Origin of the sequence: Acidaminococcus hominis (genome assembly GCF_900291475.1) — a bacterium.
Taxonomy (GTDB): Bacteria; Bacillota; Negativicutes; order Acidaminococcales; family Acidaminococcaceae; genus Acidaminococcus; species Acidaminococcus hominis.
In genome coordinates, this window is the sequence record NZ_OLMM01000005.1 from 962,537 (window position 1) to 978,805 (window position 16,269).

Consider the following 16,269-nt stretch of genomic DNA (forward strand, 5'->3'; position numbering starts at 1 on the left):
AAGGAGATTTTGCTTTTATGCACTATGCGCTGCAAAAGCTCCATATCCTTCCCAGCCAATTTGCGGCCATGAGCCGGGGCGAAAAGGCCCTGGTAATTGCGTCTATTGATTTAAGGGCGAAAGCGGAAAAGAAACAGCTGGATGATTTGGAGGCGGGACGGAATGGATAGTCAGCAAGTCAATACGAGGTTTACGGCTACCGATGAAGTCAGCCCGGTCCTGAAGGCTATCGGCAGCAGTGTGGAGAATCTGAATTCTGGCCTGGGGATGCTGAACCGGGCCGGCAGCCTGGTAGGCATGACATTGGGCATTACCAGCGTGGCAGCTCTGGGAACGGCTGCGGTCCAGACAATGGACAAAGCGGTAGCCGTCTATACGGGGCTCCAGCAGCAGGAAATCAAACTGCAGACCATTATGCACCAGCGTATGGCCGCCAACCAGCAGATGATCGACAGTATCCATGGGGTTATGACTGCCCAGACCCAATTGGGGGTTGTGGGCGGTGGCGCCCAGCGGGCAGGGGCCCAGCAGCTGGCTACATTCCTGACCCAGGCAGACAGCCTGAAAGTGCTGATCCCGGCCATGAACAACCTGGCCGTGCAGCAGGCAGGAGTCAATGTCACCAGTGAGCATATGGTAGGCCTGGGGAATCTGATGGGTAAGGTCATGCAGGGGCAGACGGCTGCCCTGACCCGCTGCGGGATTACCTTCTCTGATGCAGAAGCTCAGGTTCTGAAGTACGGGAACGAAACCGAACGGGCTGCTATGCTGGCCCAGGTCATAACCAACAATGTGGGAAAGATGAACGAAGTATTCGGACAGACCCCAGAAGGCCGCCGGGCCCAGGCGGTAAATCGCCTGGCAGGGGCCTGGGCCAATCTGGGAGCCAGGATCTCAGGGGTGAAAGCCATTATGGAGGCCGGGTTCGCCAATATGCAGGCGGACGTCCTGGCCAAAGTCACTGACGGTCTGGCATTGGCTTTTTATACAGTCGGCTATGCTGTCTATTATGGTGTGGATGCCTTGGTGTGGTTTGGGGAAACGATTCTGCAGGTAGCGGAAAACCTGGGCCCATTCCTGGGGCTCATGGCCTTATGGTATGCAACCTATGAAGCTTGCATCATGGTTGGTACAGCGTACACGGCTGTCATGAAGGGTATGGCCCTGGCAGAAGCAGCCCATGCAGCTGTTTCGAAGGTGGGGGCTGCTATTATGGCCGTGAAACGCGACCTTGTAGTGGCATACACCGTCGCCATGGTTGGACTGCACAGTAAGACCCTTATGGCTACCATAGCTCAGACCATATTCAACGGAACCCTGCTGGCCTGCCCTGCCGTTTGGGTTGCCACGATACTGACCATCTTGATTGGTGTGATCATTGCTCTGGCTGCCCGGATGGGCACCCTGAAAGATGTGGTAAAAAGTGTATGGCATGGCATTGTGGATATTATCACCAGTGCCATCAATATCATCATCGATGGTATCAATGTATTCATCGGAGCCATGAACAAAGCGGCCAGCCTGGGCAACAAGCTGTTCCATTGGGATATCAACCCCATCAGCAAAGTGCAGCATGTCAGCAGCCAGGGAATCAAAGACGCTGGAGACCGGTTCATCGACAACCCCAGCGAATTCATCAAAGGAATGATTCCCAAGCTTCCTGTCCCTCAGGGACCGGCGGGCATTCCCGCGGCAGGCACCGAAAACCTGGGCAATATCAAGGACGGTGTAGGCAAGATTGCCGATAACACAGCCCGGATCGCGGACAAGATCGATATGACGGATAAAGAAATCCAAGAACTGCGGGATATGGCGGAGAAGAATACCATGGTATCCTGGCAGGAACAGCATGTGACCATCCAGGTCAGCAATGAAAACCATCTGTCCAACCAGGTGGACGTGGACGGAATGACGTCCAGCGTGATCGAAGGGCTCAGAAGGGCTCTGGATGTAACCCAGGAAGGAGCCGTGGTGTACTGATGTATTACATGTTCATGGGTACCATGCAGGTCCCGATACCACCAGCCACCCTGCGGACCCGGATCCGGAATAGGAACCGGACCATCTCCCTGGTGAACCGGGGCGAAATCAACATCCTGAAGGCCACGGGGCTGACGGAGATTACTTTCAAGATGCTGCTGCCTAATGCCAACTACCCGTTCAACCAATCCATAATGGGGAAAGGATTGCATGCAGCATTTTATATTGATCAGCTGGAAAAAATGAAGCTGGCCAGTGATCCGTTCCAGTTCATCATAGTCCGGATGACAGACGGTGGAGAACTGCTGAATATGACCAACCTGAAGTGCACTCTGGAAGATTACAGCCTGGATGAAGATGCCCGGGAAGGGTATGACTTTTACGCCAATGTGCTGCTGAAGGAATACCGGGAATGGGGTGCCAAAAAGATCGATATCAAGACCAATGCCAACGGGGAAAAAGTGGGAACGGCAGAGACTACACGGTCTACTACAGGGAAGGGAAAAGTCCCTGACAGTGTGGTAGCCAAAGAGGGGGATACTTTGCAGACCATCTGCAAGAGAGTCCTGGGGCCTATGGCCATGAATGCGGCCATGGGGCTGCCGTTCATTAAGAAACTGAACAAGATTGCCATACCGGCTGTTCTGACGGCCGGGCAGGTAATCAAAATGAAGAACCCACAGTATGAGGTATCTACCAAGAAGTATCTGACAGGCACCAGTGGAGGGTTTATTAACAATGGCAGCAAGCAGTGATTCCTATGCAGGGGCAGTTTCTCAACAGAACCATCCTACCATAACCTACCAGATGATCATATCAAACAGCAGCTCAGAAGCTTATGAAGTGGAGCCCCTGGACGGCGTACAGCTGACCCGGGGCCGCCGGCTGATTCCTGCCTGTTTGACTTTCAAGGTCCCCATGGACAATGTTCTAAAGTTCCAGGAAGGGGCAACCGTCACTTTTAAAGTCAATGACACCATGGTGTTCAAAGGATTCGTATTCGAGAGATCCAGGGATAAAGAGAACGTAATTTCTGTCCGCTGTTATGATCAAATGCGGTATTTGAAGAATAAGGACTGTTTGGTATATAAAAACAAGACAGCCACAGAAGTTCTGAAGATGCTGTGCTCTGACTATGGTTTGAAGACCGATGACAGCAAGAATCTGGCTGACACGGGCCTAAAAATCAGCCATGTGGAGGACAACAAGACTTTGGCTGATATGATCAACTATACCCTGGCCATGACGGAAATCTACGGAAAAGGTCATCCCATCTATGAGTGCTATGATGACGCCGGAAAAATCTGTTTAAAAAGTATCACCAGCCCGGATATGACACTTGACTGTTTGCTGGATGGGGATGTGATGGAAAATTATTCTTACACATCCAGCATTGATAAAGAAACATACGACATGGTGAAAATCGTCCGGGAAGCCCCTGGGGAAGCCGGGAAAGCCCTGGTTAAGACTGGGGAAGCCAAAGACCAGAAGCACATAGACCAATGGGGGCGTCTGCAGTTCCTTATGCGGCCGGATGCCAATGAAACCAATCCTGTGGAAGCAGCAAAACGGTTTCTTACCCTGCATGACTGCAGGAGTGAAGAAATCAAGCTGAAGAATGTTATTGGTGATGTACGGGTCCGAGGAGGCTCCCGTGTGTACGTCAATATGAAATTTGACGATTTGACGGTTTCCTCCTACCTTGTAGTGGATGCAGTTACCCATCATTTTGAAGAAAATTGGCATGGAATGGACCTGGACCTGATTTACTACGAACGGGCCGGGGACTATAAAGTTACCTATGACAACGACGCAGCGGTTTTGGAGAAAATCAAGGAAGCTGAAGCATCCAAACAAGGTGGCAAACGATATTCGGGAAGCGGCAGCTGGAGCAATACGGAAGCCGGAGCTTACAGCAAAATGAAGAGCCTGGGAGCTACAGATGCCCAGGCTGCTGGTGTTATGGGAAATATCCAGGCCGAAGACTCTGGGTATGATCCATCCATTACTAATGACAGCGGGCACAAAGGTCTGTTCCAACTGGATACGAACCGATGGGGCCGGTATGAAGAGTGGTGCAGCAGGAATGGACTGGATCCGGAAGTCAATGATAACCAGATTGAATACGTTACCACAGTTGAAAATGGCAATCTGTTTCAGCAAATGCCCCAAGATGACCCCAAGGCTGCAGCCAAATGGTTCAATGACAATGTGGAGATTTCCGGAGAAAGCGGCGACGACCGGGCTGACAATGCGTCCAATTATTACCATGCCATGCAGCGTGGTACCCTTACCACTGTGACACCATCCTACCCGGAAGTTTACAGCGACGGGGGATATGTGGGCGGTGCCAATCCCAAACTGGTGGATGCAGGGATTGATGCAGTGGTCACCAATGGAAATAACTATTTCGGGGAAAATGGTTGTGTGCGGGCTACTACGGCCCTGGGAAGCTACTACAATACAGATCTGAAGGATGCCTATGACAGCGGCGTCCAAAGTGTTGCAGGCCTGGAAACCTTCATGGAAAAGAGAGGATATCAGGTGGAAACCTTCAATGGATATGCCAATAAGGGGGATATCTTGATCTATGGAGATGATGACCATGCAGTAGTATCTGATGGGGTAGGCGGTTGTTACAGCAATGCTACGTCTGCAGATTATCACATGGTGTACTGCAATGCCAATTATGCCTATGCAGACAATGAGGCTCCCACGAAAATCATCCGCATGAGCAATAAGAGTTAGGAGTAGTTATGCCGAATGAATATTTCAAATTGCTGCAGCTTATTAAACAGGCTGCGGTGGAAGCTGTCAAAGCCGGGGTAACAGCCAATGTGGTATTTGGGACTGTCATATCGACGTCCCCCATGGTCATACAGCTGGAATCAAAGCTGCAGATTCCAGAAGAAAACCTAAGCCTGACCAAAAACACCAGCTTATGGTCCGTCGATATGACGGTGGATCATCAGACGGAAGACGCCCAGGGTGGCAGCGGGGAAGCCCGCTATGAAAGCCACCATCACGGATACAAGGGAACCAAAACCTTCCTAGTGCACAATGAACTAAAAATGGGTGATAAGGTGATCTTGATCCGCTGTGAGGGCGGTCAGCGGTTTGTGGTTCTGGACCGGGTCTACAATCCGAACAGGGGGTGTAAAGGATAATGGCTGAATCTGTGCTGCCTTCCGGGGCAGCAGATATTGATAATGTCACGATTGAAAGTACTGCGGCCCAACCCAGCTTGACCTACCGGTTAGATTATGAAAATACGGGCCAGGTTGCCGGGAAGTGTGATGAATTGGAGGCCATGAAACAGGCCATTTACAAAATCATCAACACGGAAAGATATCAGTATCTGATTTATTCCTGGAACTATGGGATAGAGCTGCAGGATCTGATTGGTCAGCCCATTCCCTATGTTTATGCAGAACTGCAGCGCCGGATTACAGAGGCCCTGGAACAGGATGACCGAATCCTGGATGTGACGAATTTCAATTTTTCCCATAATGATGAAGATGTGGTGGTGACCTTGGAGGTTTCTACCATTTACGGGAAAACTACTGTTGAAAAGGTGGTGGCAGGGATTGTTTGAGGAACAGACTGCAAAGGTCATTGAAAAAAGGATGCTGAACAATGTGTCCGATTTGTACGACAAAAGAGAGGGCAGCATTATCTATGATGCTACGGCCCCGGCAGCGGTAGAACTGGCAGAGGCTTATCTCATGGCCAATGCCATCCTGCAGGAAACCTTTGCCACAACGGCCAGCCGGAAGTATTTGATCATGCGGGCAGCAGAATTTAATATCAAGCCCAAAGAAGCTACATTTGCAGTAGTAAAAGGGCAGTTCAACCAGGCGGTTGATATCGGGACGCGGTTCAATTCGAACGGCGTCTCTTTTACTGTAACGTCTCTGCTGGATGATACAGCTCACACCTATAAACTGACCTGCGAAACAGCTGGCACGGCTGGAAACTACAGCAGTGGGAATATTACTCCAGTCAGCACGGTCCCTGGACTTACTTCTGCAATGATAACAGGGGTAATCGTACCTGGCCAGGATGAAGAAGACACAGAGGCCTTTCGGGAAAGGTACTTTGAAGCATTGAAATCCAATGCCTATGGTGGAAATGGGGCAGACTACCGGGAAAAAGTGACAGCTTTGTCCGGCGTGGGCGGTGTCAAAGTGTACCGTTGCTGGAATGGTGGAGGTACCGTGAAATGCGTAGTGCTGGACAGTGAATACAATATTCCGGCAGCGGATTTTGTGGCTGATCTGCAAAAGCAGATTGACCCGCCAAATGAGCCCGGAATGGGGTATGGCATAGCCCCTATCGGTCATACGGTTACGGTGGCAGCCTCAACAGGTACATCAATCGCTGTAACGGCTAAGGTGACTACGGCCACAGGGACGGCCCTGGCTGACATCAAGGAGGCAATTACAGGCACCATTGGATCTTATTTATTATCTTTGCGGCAGGCGTGGTGCCAACAGACGGAAAAGGAAATGGTATCTGTTCGGCCGTCAGCTATCATGGTAAAAGCCCTGGCCGTGGCTGGAGTAGCAGATATTACTGATATCAAGGTGAATGGACAAACTACAAAGCTGGATCTTCCAACAGACGCGGTTCCTCTTCTGGGGACAGTGACTTTGACTGAGGGGGCCTGACGGAATGGCTACATTATCTGGCAACACCATTATCATCCAGCAAAAAGAAGAGGCCACAGTCCCTGTAATAATCAAAGATTCTTCCGGTAAGGTTTATATACCGAAAAGTTCCGACGCCCTGGTGCTGACTGTAAAAGAGTCTAGCAGCCGCCCAAATGCCATTATCCAAAAGCCAGTTGTTGATGGGCTGGTCCATTTCACGGCTCTGGACACAAACATATCAGCTGGGTATTACGTCTATGATATTCAAATGACCGGAAAGGACGGATTTACCAGCACCATTGTTACGCCTACTTCTTTCGTGGTGAACGAGCAGGGCAGTCTGTCGCGGAAAATAGATATCCGCAACTATCTTCCACCCGTCACCCGGGATTCCAAAGACGTACAGGCTCTGTGCGTGGCGGAAAACGTGGAGTTCGAAAACCTATGGGACAGCCTGGTAAATATCCTGTATAACCAGTACATTGCCCTGGCTACGGAATATGGGCTGACTCAATGGGAAAAGATTTTCGGGATTACGCCGGCGGCCACGGACAGATGGACGGACCGACGTTTCCGGGTGCAAACCTATTTAAAAGGGCAAAGACCTTATACGGATGAAAAGCTGGAAGCTTTGCTGGATGATCTTTGTGGACCGGGTGGCTACATCCTAGAAAGAGACTATGCCCATTATAAACTGACTTGCAAGCTGAACCTGGGCGTGAAATCCCAGCTGGACAATGCTGCAGCCATGCTGGAACGGATCGTACCTATGAACATCGGCTTGACCGTAACCCTAAATTATAACCGGCATATGGATTTGAAACAGAAATTCACCCATGGAGACATGCGGGCGATTAGCCATAAATCTTTAAGAGAGGATGTGCTGTAATGGCCAATTTGACCAAAAACTATTCCCTGGAAAAGCCGCTTCAGACAGAAACCTATGATGTGGATGTTTTCAACCGAAACTGGGACAAACTGGATGAAATCATTAAATCGCTGGAACAGAAATTTATGCCCAGGATAGGGGATGTAATCGTCACCCTCTCTGGGACTAACCCGGCAGAGCAATATAGCGGGACTACCTGGGAACTGATGGAAGAAGGCCTGTATGTTCGGGCAGCCGGAGACGGATTCCCAGCTGGGGAAATTTCGGGATCCAACGATATTACATTGGTTAAGGAGAATCTGCCGGCTCATGATCATACAGCTAAGATTGGGAAAGCTGGAAAACATCCCCACAACGGCAGCGTAGGAACCACCGATCTGTCCGGGAACTTTCGAAGCAGATCCAACGTATCCTACGGGAAAGGCGCTGACAGCGCCATCGGGCCTGTTTCTACCAATGGTACTTTTTCAGTCCTCCAAAGTGGCTTACGGTCTGAAGGAAACCAGAGCGACAACAATACGGAATACATTGTCCATTTCAACGGGAATCACAATCATTCTTTGACCATCTCTGAAGATGGTGAACATGATCATCCTATAACCATAGGAAGCACGGGCGAGGGGAAGCCATTCTCTGTGACTCCCAGAGCGCGGAACTTCTTTTTCTGGGTCAGGACGGCGTGACATGTACAGGGTCGACTTGAACACGAATGATATCACGATTACCAGGGGAGACAGTGCTGTCATTAAGCTGGCATTGGACAACAGCGACGGCACCCCATTTCAGTCCGGACCTAATGCCCAAGTGGAATTTCAGTGCTGCCAGGGCAGCAAAATCCTATTTCAAAGGAAAGTAAGGCAGGGAATCGTAACTTTGGTCCCGCCGGATACCAATGGACTAGCATATGGCATATACAACTATAAGGTTGTCGTGATTCAAAGTGATGGTAAACAGATCCCTGCTGTGAATGGGGCTAAATTTATTGTGGAAGACGAGGTGACCTTTTAATGAGTGATGCAATCAACGGGACTCTGAGCACAACGTTTGTGGACGCCCCGGACGATGTATATACGGCCAAAACATATGCTACGGCGGCAATCAACGCTGCAACTGCGGCCAGCAAATCGGCAGGAGCTACTTCTGCCAGTGAAAAGGCAGCGGCAACTAGCGCCAGTGCAGCGGCTGCCAGCGCCAGTGCGGCCAAAGCATCCGAGACGACAGCCACGAACAAGGCCTCTGCAGCGGCGTCCAGTGCGTCCGCGGCAAAAACTAGTGAAACCAATGCGGCCAGCAGTGCCAGTGCGGCCAGTGCCAGCAAAGACGCCGCGGCTACATCAGCCAGCAATGCTGCATCCAGCGCTGATGCCATTGCAAAAAAGTGGGGAACGCTGGCTGCTGTGGCAACCTCTGGCAGTTATAAGGATTTAGGGGATAAGCCAACAATCCCATCAAAAACGTCTCAATTAACCAATGACAGCCGTTATGTGGCTACGGATACTGAAGGAAATGTTACCTTATCTGGCACTTTGACGGCCACCAAAGTTTACAATGCAGTCTATAATGACTATGCAGAATTTTTCCCAAGGGCTAGGGGTGCCATTACGGAAACGGGAGATATTATTGCCTGTGATGATTCCAGTACCAGGGAACAGTACGTCAAGGCTACTAATCAGAGCAAATGCATAGTAGGTGTTCAAACTGAAGAATTTGCACAAATCATTGGTGGTCTACAGGTACCGGACGGAATGGATATTCTGGATTACAATCTCCCTTACTATATTCCGATAGCCCTGGCTGGCCGTGTCCATGTGAAATATGTGGGGAAGGCGATAGTAGGAACTAAAGTCGTAGTATCTTCTGCCCCTGGGGTTGGCCGTGCCTGGCAGGAAGGGGATCCAGATGACCAAGTGGTAGGGGTTATTGTCCAGCCGGATACCCTTGAAAGCCAGAGATTGGTGAAAATCAAAGTAAGGAGATAGTTATGGGGAATTTTTTAAGAAGAGAGATAGGGACGATTTTCATTATGCTGGGAAATTCCTGTAATATGCACTGCAAATATTGTCTTCAGCACCCTTTGGTGGAGCGTGGGTTAACTGGACACATCAATCCAGATATTTATCCTTTTATAGAGCAGGTGGCAGAAGAGAACGGCCCTGATCATCCTTTGTGGCTACATTTTTTTGGCGGTGAACCGTTAATTTATTTTTCCGCAATACAAGAAATAGTATCCAAAACGAAATGGTTAAAAAATGTTCGGTTCAGTACTATTACAAATGGGAAAGCTATCACTCAGGAAATGGTGGATTTTTTTAATGAGAATGATTTTCATGTGGCTGTCTCCTGGGATGGAAAAAACGTACGAGATACCCGGGGCTATGATGTTTTTGCTCCAGGGAGCCGGACCCGAGAATTGCTGTTCCAGTTGGATACATTGAATGTGTGTGCGGTACTTTCATCCATGACTTATCCCCAGGATTGCTGTGACGCTTTTCAGTCTTTGAGTAAGGATTATTTTGATATCCACGGATATCCTCTAACTTTTGGATTTGATCCCATCCTTGATACTGGACTGGGGGATAAAAGCTTGGTGGATATGGACTTCGACCGGGTAAGCCAGGAAGTAGCAGTCATAACAGAACGATACATGAAGTTCCGAACAGAGGGCGCTGAAATGAAAATAGCAGAGCGGGCTTTTATGGAACCTATTTTCAGCAACCTGCAAAGAGTAAACCAACCAGAAAAGAAAATATGGAACCGACAGTACTGCCCTTGTGGGAACGGATACAATATTTTGAACATGGATTTGGCTGGAAACTTATACCATTGTCACAATGTGAGCCAGAAAAGCGGTAGTATTTACACTCCGTATTTTCAATATTTGAATGAAGTATTAAAGCATGAGACTACATTCAGCAGGCGAGAAAAGTGCATGAAATGTCCAGCCATGTTGTACTGCAGAGGTGGCTGTAAGCTGGTTCAGAATAAGGATATGGAAAGCGGGATGTGCAGGCTTCGAAAGGCTATTTTCCAACCGGTACTGGATGCAGCTATTGCCTATGGGAAAAAGGTCATGGGAGGCAAAGATGGGTGCTAATGGGACTATTACGAAAACGTCCTGGACAACAGTGGCCAAAGAGGAAAAAGTTGTTGTATCCCATATCAGTGAGATTCAGGCTGCTATTGCCAAACTGGAAGGATACGCAAAAAATGTGGATAATTGTGGCTTTACCAATTACTGCCAAACCTGTCAGAGCGTAACCTGCCAAAGCGTCACTTGCCAGGGCTGCCAAGGCTGTCAGCGCTGCCAAAGCTGCCAAAGAAACTGTAGTAATTGTTCCGACTGCGACCATGGAGACGATAGCTGATGGAAAAGGGAGATATTATTCTAAAAAAGACTATGACAGATGCCCAGAGTGCTGTGGTGAATGTGGCGACAGGTATGAAGAAAACGGACCAGCTAAATGGACTGGCTGCGGCTGCCTATTCAAATATCACCGCATCTGACTTGCAAGCTATTGAAACCGCCATCAATAACCTGGAAACCAGTGCGAGCGGAAACTGCTGCCAGAGCAATTGTTGCCAAACTTGCCAAACGAGCAGGTGCCAAACTTCCAGATGTCAATCCTGCCAGAGCTGCCAGTCCCAGAGTTGCCAGTCACAATGCAAATGAGGAGGAACGATGATCATCAATGGTAAAGTCTTGACAAATCAAGGGCCAGTCCCCATAGAAAATGTAAAAGTCGGGGATATGGTCATTAACTTGAACAACAGGCCAGATGAAGTTTTGACTATTGAAGAACAAACAGCTCAGGAGATCCTACGATTTAAGGATAATCCCGGGCTTTTGGTTTCTAAGGACACCGTAATTGCTACACGGTATGGGAAACTGGAAGGAAAGAGCGTTACAAAGCCTACCAGGGCTTGTATGCTTTATCAGGCCGAAGCTCCATGTTATTGGGATACCGTCACGCCTGACAAAGCGGAACAAACTATGAAGGGGTATGTTATTACTCTGAAAAATGGCCACGGAATTTTTGTGAATGGTTATGGAATTTGTAACCAGGAGGAAACCCATGCTGAAAGTACTGTGGAATGAAGATGCTCAGGTGCCTAGAGACAGAGGCAGCCTGAAGCTGTCCTTTGACGGGATGTATGTCAAAGCAGAAATCCTTGATAACACTGGCAATCTCTTAGGCTTTGATGTGGTTAGGGCTTTGCGCTCCTATGCGTCCTATGTACTGGTACATAAAGAGTATGGAACCGTGAAGGCCTTCCGGAAAATTCATAAGAGTGACTACAAATTTCTGGATCTAAGTCGATTGGGTGTTGATATCCGAATGGATTTTGCTGATATCATCCAATTATATAGCGACTATGCTGTTCTGCAAATTGATACGGGCATCATCAGCCCAACTAAACAGGATATAGTCGTGAGGGTCTTCCGTGTTCATAAAGATGAAATTCAGGTGGATGCTGTCGGTGGGTATGAATTTGCCCCATATTCCAGCAAGGCACTGGAAACGGGTGATCATCCCCGTTTCCATTTGTGGGACAGCTATGCACTTGAAGTGAATGGCAGGATGCTGAAAGCCAATAGAAAAGGATTGGTTATGGATGGAGATTTCGTTACCCCTATTGAGAGCCCATCCGATCATCCTGACTATATTGACTTGGTGATCCATAAATATCAGGGCAACTTTGATGGGGATGCGCTTACCCGTGAGGAAGACTGTGAAGAAGTCATGATACAAAGTAGCGCCGGCTTGCTGAATGCCACCAGGGTACGGCTGGATCATGGTATGGCAAAAGTCAGACTGTATCCTTTTGGATTTACTGGAGAAATCAAGATAAAGCTCGGACGGCGCTGGTATGAAGTATGGAATGAGTATAACTTGATTCTGGGGGCGAGTCAATGAAACAGGTGACGATTTATTTGGGCAGCCACTGCAATCTTCAATGTCCTTACTGCCATAGACAGGCGGGCGCCGATGAACAGAAAGGGCTTCCGGCAGATTTTTTTGCGCGGCTGCAGGCATTACAGAAAGACGGGCCCCTAAAGGTAAAATTCATGGGAGGAGAACCTACACTATATTTTTCTACGGTCCAAAAAGTCGTACAAACGGTCCCCAAAGCACATTTTGCGATTGCTACCAACGGAGTGGATTTAGATAAATACCTGCCATACTTCAGGCAGCATGACTTTTTGTTGTGCCTAAGTTATGACGGCGCTCCCCTTGATGTGAGGGGTCATGACCCTCTTAGTCACTTGCTGGATTATCCTAAACTGGCAATCTCTACAACGATATACCACGGGAATACAGACTTTAGAGCAATTCTCCAACGGTTCGCTGAAAAAGAAAAAGTTATTGGCCGTCCTCTGGGCTTTTTCCCCCATATTGTCCATCATACAGCCCAGGACAATGCCCCCTATGCATTGACCCATGAGGATTACCAACTAATTCTAAGACAATGGAAGGAACTGATTTTAGAGCTACTAGATGGATATAACAAGGACATTATCAATTGGGCTTTGGTGCCTCTTTTTCGAGGACTCTTTGAGCGGTTGGAAGCAAATTATCAATATGGCGAGACCTATTGTGTGCATAGAGGCTTAGAAAAGGTAGGCCCTGATGGGAAGCCGGTCAGCTGCTTATATATCAGAGACTTACATCTGACAAGCAGATGGCTGGAAGAACAGGCGGCACTGATTGATTATATGTTTCCTAAATGCAGAAAATGCCCCGTGTATGGAATGTGTGGTGGAGGCTGTCACAAAAGCTTGGATCATGAGCTTGAATGTGGTTTTTATTTCGACCTCTATTCCTGGTTTCAGAACCTGGCAGACAAGAAATCCGTCATTTGGAGGCTGGGAGATGCGATTGATCAATTGTAAAATTGTGATATTTCCCAATGCTATTCCTCGGTGTAAGGGGGAAAAACTGACTGTTGACCTGTTGCCAGATGGGGCCGGACTGGCTATTGATTATTGTGGAGAAAAACACCAAATCAGATTTGATGCTTTGGAAAGCCAAACATCTACCATATATGTGGTTGGCCAGTCAGGAAGTATGGTTTTATTTAACTTCCGGGAATTGCTTACGGTATTTGGTATGACGCCTACACAATTTCTTGCAGCATTTCATCTTCGTGGCTTCATACAGATTGATAAAACCAGGAGGGGTGTGTTCACTAAAATCTTCTGCTTTAAGGGGTGCCGGGATCCGGACAGCACTGTAACGGATTGGCGCCGATATGATCATGAAAAGAATGAGGACCTTCATTACGTAGACCGAAAATATTCCTGGGCATTCATACCATATCGTATCCGAAAAGAAAATGACCGCCTATTGATAACAGGCCGTCTGTGGCAATCAAAACTGTGGAAGGATGAACCCTTATACTTTAATCATGGGGGACAGGCTGTACGGTTGAATCCTGGGGTAAATCATATAGATCTGGTTTATGTTCCAGGGGAACAGGCCTATGTGGGAAATATTCGGTCCAGGTATGTGGGCAGAATGATAGACTTGGGAGCGAAAAAGTGGACGAAATTCTAAAATTTTTCATTGAAGCGATTGTGCCGGCCGTGGGCGGGTATCTTTGGGGGCAATGCCGCACTTATAGAGACAAGAAGAAGGCGGCGGCAGAGGAAGACCGGCTAATCAAAAAGGGACTGCAAAGTCTTTTGAGATATGAAATGCTGCAGGCTTATCAGGCTCATATCATGATGGGATATGCTGCACCTGATGATAAAGGGTCTTTTGAGGCTATGCATGCATCTTATGCCGGCCTGGGTAAAAATGGAGTCATGGACAAAATTTATCAGGAGTTTATGGCATTGCCAGATATCGAAGTGAGAAAATGACCATTTTACAGCATGTTCAAAAAGCATTGCGAAAGGTGGACCGTATGAGCGTTCGAGGACTTCCTCGGGCGCTTATTTTATTGCTGATCTCCCTGGTGCTGCTGATTTTCTTTTTATACGTTGCCGGCTGGGTTTACCTTTGGAGAGCCCAGGGCAAGGTGGACCTGCCTGCCCTGAAAGAGTTGCTGGTAACCATGACTGGCATGCAATTTTTAGCAGGGTTCGGTATGCTGATCAAATGCCTGTATGACAGAGACAAGGATGGGGTACCGGATCCTTTTGAGGAGGGACAATCTAATGTTACGAGAAATCCAGTTTCAAAGATCCAAACAGAAAATGTTCGCGATGAACGAAAAGTATGAAGTCATTGGGGAATGGGATTGCCACGATGACTTTATCCCTGGATACAATGCTGAAGGTGATCCTCGGGGCAGCTTACCAGATGGTACTTACTATCATGTATCTGCTGAAATTACCAATGGGGCTTACGGCCCCGCATACGGAAATTTCTATATTTCTTCCGGGGATCCCCGCGGCAGAGACATCCATGGTGGCGGCAGCGATCTTGATGATTCCTATGCAGACTACCAGGGCTGGGAACCTACGTATGGATGCCTGAGGATGCAGAATGCAGATGGCGTGGAGCTGGCGGAAATGATTATCGAAGCCGGCAACGATGCAATTTTAACCGTTGTTGAAGAATAAAAATACAAAACTTCGATATACGCATTATTTTGAGATATGAGCGGATTTTTCATGTTGTGCATTAGTTTATATGTGTAACAACCAGAAAACACTTCATATCTCAATTTAGGAGGCGATTTTTTGGAGCCGGAAATGAAAAAACGGGCTGTTGTGGCTGTAATCGGCCTCTGCATTTTAGCCCTATGGTTTGGAGTGCTTTTTGCATGGCAAAAAGAGAAAAGTGAGAAAAAACCGAAAATAATCGAAGCGACGGAGCTGCAGGATCCGGAGAAAGTGCAGAAAAATCTTACTGTCAGGCCAGATTCTGCAAAGGAAATTACTCGAGAGATTTATCATATTCAGTCCAGTGGAAAAGGACCAGATGTCACTTACTATATTTCAGCACCAGATATCCAAACCGCAGCGAAAGAAACTGCATCTGCCATCGAAAAGAAAAGTGATGCATTGCCTAAAGCCGCCACTGAGAAAAGTGATCGAACAGTCATTTCACCTGATAAAGAGCGGCAGAAGGTAGACGTCTATAAAATCAACCTGGCAAAGAATCATAAAATCAAAGTGGGGGCTATGACCGCAGGTGGAAAAGCATATGTAGGTGCTGGTTACCAGGCTGGCAGATGGACAGGTATGGTCTATACCCGTACCGGAAAAAAGGTTGAGGCCGGCAGCTTATCCTATTCTGTTGCAGAGTGGTAACCGTTCCCTATTCTTTCCCTATTTCAGGCATGGTGACGAATAGAGTAAGTCGTTATGCGCTTCTAACTAACATAGCCTAGTACTCCTGCCATTAGAATTGAACGATTTGGCAGCTGGCCAAATCAAAGATATAGTGCTTTAGAAAAAAGCGAAACCCCATCTGCTTGCAGATGGGGTTGTTTTTTGCGTGTGGGGAATGGGGGGGATTAAGGAGCTGCACAAGGTGCCATGCTTTTTGCGGCGCTGGCGCCGCAATTGCCTTCTCCTTAACAGTGTGCTGCTTGGCGCGCACTGTTAAGGGGAAGGAAAAGACCCGCTCTGGCCGCAGAGCGGGTCTAGGATGGGGCTCACCCGGGACTGTTGGCAGACTGAGTCCGCACTGCCAGCAAATGGAAAAATAGAAAAAGCCCTTCAGATAGCGGCGAATGTAATTACAATCTTGACCGGATTAATTACGATAATCGCTTATCTGAAAGGCTAACACA

At 48.1% G+C, this 16,269-nt stretch carries 19 protein-coding genes; all 19 read left to right on the plus strand.

The genetic code is table 11. The annotated features are described in order from the left end of the window. The first annotated feature begins 17 nt into the window (after positions 1-17). Entirely contained in the window at positions 18-170 is a 153-nt protein-coding gene (locus C7E10_RS12085; protein WP_160101886.1) for a hypothetical protein, read from the plus strand. Continuing rightward, the gene (locus C7E10_RS10960) at positions 163-1,980 is read left to right on the plus strand and encodes a hypothetical protein (protein WP_105327309.1); all 1,818 of its coding nucleotides are present in this window, start codon (positions 163-165) and stop codon (positions 1,978-1,980) included. The genes C7E10_RS12085 and C7E10_RS10960 overlap by 8 nt, the downstream gene beginning before the upstream one ends. Continuing rightward, positions 1,980-2,735: a LysM peptidoglycan-binding domain-containing protein gene (locus tag C7E10_RS10965; RefSeq protein ID WP_105327310.1), complete on the plus strand. Its 756-nt coding sequence runs from the start codon at positions 1,980-1,982 to the stop codon at positions 2,733-2,735. Before C7E10_RS10960 ends, C7E10_RS10965 begins: the two co-directional genes overlap by 1 nt. Further along, positions 2,719-4,728 carry a phage tail tip lysozyme gene (locus C7E10_RS10970; RefSeq protein WP_105327311.1) on the plus strand — a complete coding sequence of 670 codons (2,010 nt, stop codon included), beginning with the start codon at positions 2,719-2,721 and terminating at the stop codon, positions 4,726-4,728. The genes C7E10_RS10965 and C7E10_RS10970 overlap by 17 nt, the downstream gene beginning before the upstream one ends. 8 nt (positions 4,729-4,736) lie before the next feature. Continuing rightward, positions 4,737-5,147 (plus strand): DUF2577 domain-containing protein, encoded by a 411-nt coding sequence (locus C7E10_RS10975; protein ID WP_105327312.1) that lies wholly within the window; start codon positions 4,737-4,739, stop codon positions 5,145-5,147. Further along, entirely contained in the window at positions 5,147-5,575 is a 429-nt protein-coding gene (locus tag C7E10_RS10980; protein WP_105327313.1) for a DUF2634 domain-containing protein, read from the plus strand. The genes C7E10_RS10975 and C7E10_RS10980 overlap by 1 nt, the downstream gene beginning before the upstream one ends. After that, positions 5,568-6,650, plus strand: a complete 1,083-nt coding sequence (locus C7E10_RS10985; protein WP_200820223.1) for a baseplate J/gp47 family protein — start codon at positions 5,568-5,570, stop codon at positions 6,648-6,650. Before C7E10_RS10980 ends, C7E10_RS10985 begins: the two co-directional genes overlap by 8 nt. A gap of 4 nt (positions 6,651-6,654) precedes the next feature. After that, the gene (locus C7E10_RS10990; RefSeq protein WP_105327314.1) at positions 6,655-7,521 is read left to right on the plus strand and encodes a putative phage tail protein; all 867 of its coding nucleotides are present in this window, start codon (positions 6,655-6,657) and stop codon (positions 7,519-7,521) included. Continuing rightward, positions 7,521-8,204: a hypothetical protein gene (locus tag C7E10_RS10995; protein ID WP_105327315.1), complete on the plus strand. Its 684-nt coding sequence runs from the start codon at positions 7,521-7,523 to the stop codon at positions 8,202-8,204. The genes C7E10_RS10990 and C7E10_RS10995 overlap by 1 nt, the downstream gene beginning before the upstream one ends. Before the next feature lie 324 nt (positions 8,205-8,528). Continuing rightward, positions 8,529-9,500, plus strand: coding sequence for a hypothetical protein (locus C7E10_RS11005; RefSeq protein WP_105327317.1), 972 nt, complete (start codon positions 8,529-8,531; stop codon positions 9,498-9,500). A gap of 2 nt (positions 9,501-9,502) precedes the next feature. Next, a complete protein-coding gene (locus C7E10_RS11010) occupies positions 9,503-10,615 on the plus strand; it encodes a radical SAM protein (protein WP_105327318.1) in 1,113 nt (370 codons plus the stop codon). A gap of 585 nt (positions 10,616-11,200) precedes the next feature. Beyond that, positions 11,201-11,617 carry a hypothetical protein gene (locus C7E10_RS11015; RefSeq protein ID WP_105327319.1) on the plus strand — a complete coding sequence of 139 codons (417 nt, stop codon included), beginning with the start codon at positions 11,201-11,203 and terminating at the stop codon, positions 11,615-11,617. Next, the gene (locus C7E10_RS11020; protein ID WP_234997697.1) at positions 11,595-12,437 is read left to right on the plus strand and encodes a hypothetical protein; all 843 of its coding nucleotides are present in this window, start codon (positions 11,595-11,597) and stop codon (positions 12,435-12,437) included. Before C7E10_RS11015 ends, C7E10_RS11020 begins: the two co-directional genes overlap by 23 nt. Continuing rightward, entirely contained in the window at positions 12,434-13,414 is a 981-nt protein-coding gene (locus C7E10_RS11025) for a radical SAM protein (RefSeq protein WP_105327320.1), read from the plus strand. Before C7E10_RS11020 ends, C7E10_RS11025 begins: the two co-directional genes overlap by 4 nt. Continuing rightward, entirely contained in the window at positions 13,395-14,078 is a 684-nt protein-coding gene (locus C7E10_RS11030; RefSeq protein WP_146109067.1) for a hypothetical protein, read from the plus strand. The genes C7E10_RS11025 and C7E10_RS11030 overlap by 20 nt, the downstream gene beginning before the upstream one ends. Next, positions 14,063-14,386: a hypothetical protein gene (locus tag C7E10_RS11035; RefSeq protein ID WP_105327322.1), complete on the plus strand. Its 324-nt coding sequence runs from the start codon at positions 14,063-14,065 to the stop codon at positions 14,384-14,386. Before C7E10_RS11030 ends, C7E10_RS11035 begins: the two co-directional genes overlap by 16 nt. A gap of 44 nt (positions 14,387-14,430) precedes the next feature. Beyond that, the gene (locus C7E10_RS11040; RefSeq protein ID WP_200820224.1) at positions 14,431-14,748 is read left to right on the plus strand and encodes a hypothetical protein; all 318 of its coding nucleotides are present in this window, start codon (positions 14,431-14,433) and stop codon (positions 14,746-14,748) included. Next, a complete protein-coding gene (locus C7E10_RS11045; protein ID WP_105327323.1) occupies positions 14,732-15,091 on the plus strand; it encodes a hypothetical protein in 360 nt (119 codons plus the stop codon). Before C7E10_RS11040 ends, C7E10_RS11045 begins: the two co-directional genes overlap by 17 nt. Before the next feature lie 120 nt (positions 15,092-15,211). Continuing rightward, positions 15,212-15,784 (plus strand): hypothetical protein, encoded by a 573-nt coding sequence (locus C7E10_RS11050; protein WP_105327324.1) that lies wholly within the window; start codon positions 15,212-15,214, stop codon positions 15,782-15,784. Positions 15,785-16,269 lie beyond the last annotated feature (485 nt).

Excerpts from the sequence above, each read along its gene's own strand:
- C7E10_RS12085 (WP_160101886.1), top strand. The coding sequence starts at position 18 with ATGCACTATGCGCTGCAAAAGCTCCATATCCTTCCCAGCCAATTTGCG.
- C7E10_RS10960 (WP_105327309.1), top strand. The coding sequence starts at position 163 with ATGGATAGTCAGCAAGTCAATACGAGGTTTACGGCTACCGATGAAGTC.
- C7E10_RS10965 (WP_105327310.1), top strand. The coding sequence starts at position 1,980 with ATGTATTACATGTTCATGGGTACCATGCAGGTCCCGATACCACCAGCC.
- C7E10_RS10970 (WP_105327311.1), top strand. The coding sequence starts at position 2,719 with ATGGCAGCAAGCAGTGATTCCTATGCAGGGGCAGTTTCTCAACAGAAC.
- C7E10_RS10975 (WP_105327312.1), top strand. The coding sequence starts at position 4,737 with ATGCCGAATGAATATTTCAAATTGCTGCAGCTTATTAAACAGGCTGCG.
- C7E10_RS10980 (WP_105327313.1), top strand. The coding sequence starts at position 5,147 with ATGGCTGAATCTGTGCTGCCTTCCGGGGCAGCAGATATTGATAATGTC.
- C7E10_RS10990 (WP_105327314.1), top strand. The coding sequence starts at position 6,655 with ATGGCTACATTATCTGGCAACACCATTATCATCCAGCAAAAAGAAGAG.
- C7E10_RS10995 (WP_105327315.1), top strand. The coding sequence starts at position 7,521 with ATGGCCAATTTGACCAAAAACTATTCCCTGGAAAAGCCGCTTCAGACA.
- C7E10_RS11005 (WP_105327317.1), top strand. The coding sequence starts at position 8,529 with ATGAGTGATGCAATCAACGGGACTCTGAGCACAACGTTTGTGGACGCC.
- C7E10_RS11010 (WP_105327318.1), top strand. The coding sequence starts at position 9,503 with ATGGGGAATTTTTTAAGAAGAGAGATAGGGACGATTTTCATTATGCTG.
- C7E10_RS11015 (WP_105327319.1), top strand. The coding sequence starts at position 11,201 with ATGATCATCAATGGTAAAGTCTTGACAAATCAAGGGCCAGTCCCCATA.
- C7E10_RS11020 (WP_234997697.1), top strand. The coding sequence starts at position 11,595 with ATGCTGAAAGTACTGTGGAATGAAGATGCTCAGGTGCCTAGAGACAGA.
- C7E10_RS11025 (WP_105327320.1), top strand. The coding sequence starts at position 12,434 with ATGAAACAGGTGACGATTTATTTGGGCAGCCACTGCAATCTTCAATGT.
- C7E10_RS11030 (WP_146109067.1), top strand. The coding sequence starts at position 13,395 with ATGCGATTGATCAATTGTAAAATTGTGATATTTCCCAATGCTATTCCT.
- C7E10_RS11040 (WP_200820224.1), top strand. The coding sequence starts at position 14,431 with ATGAGCGTTCGAGGACTTCCTCGGGCGCTTATTTTATTGCTGATCTCC.
- C7E10_RS11045 (WP_105327323.1), top strand. The coding sequence starts at position 14,732 with ATGAACGAAAAGTATGAAGTCATTGGGGAATGGGATTGCCACGATGAC.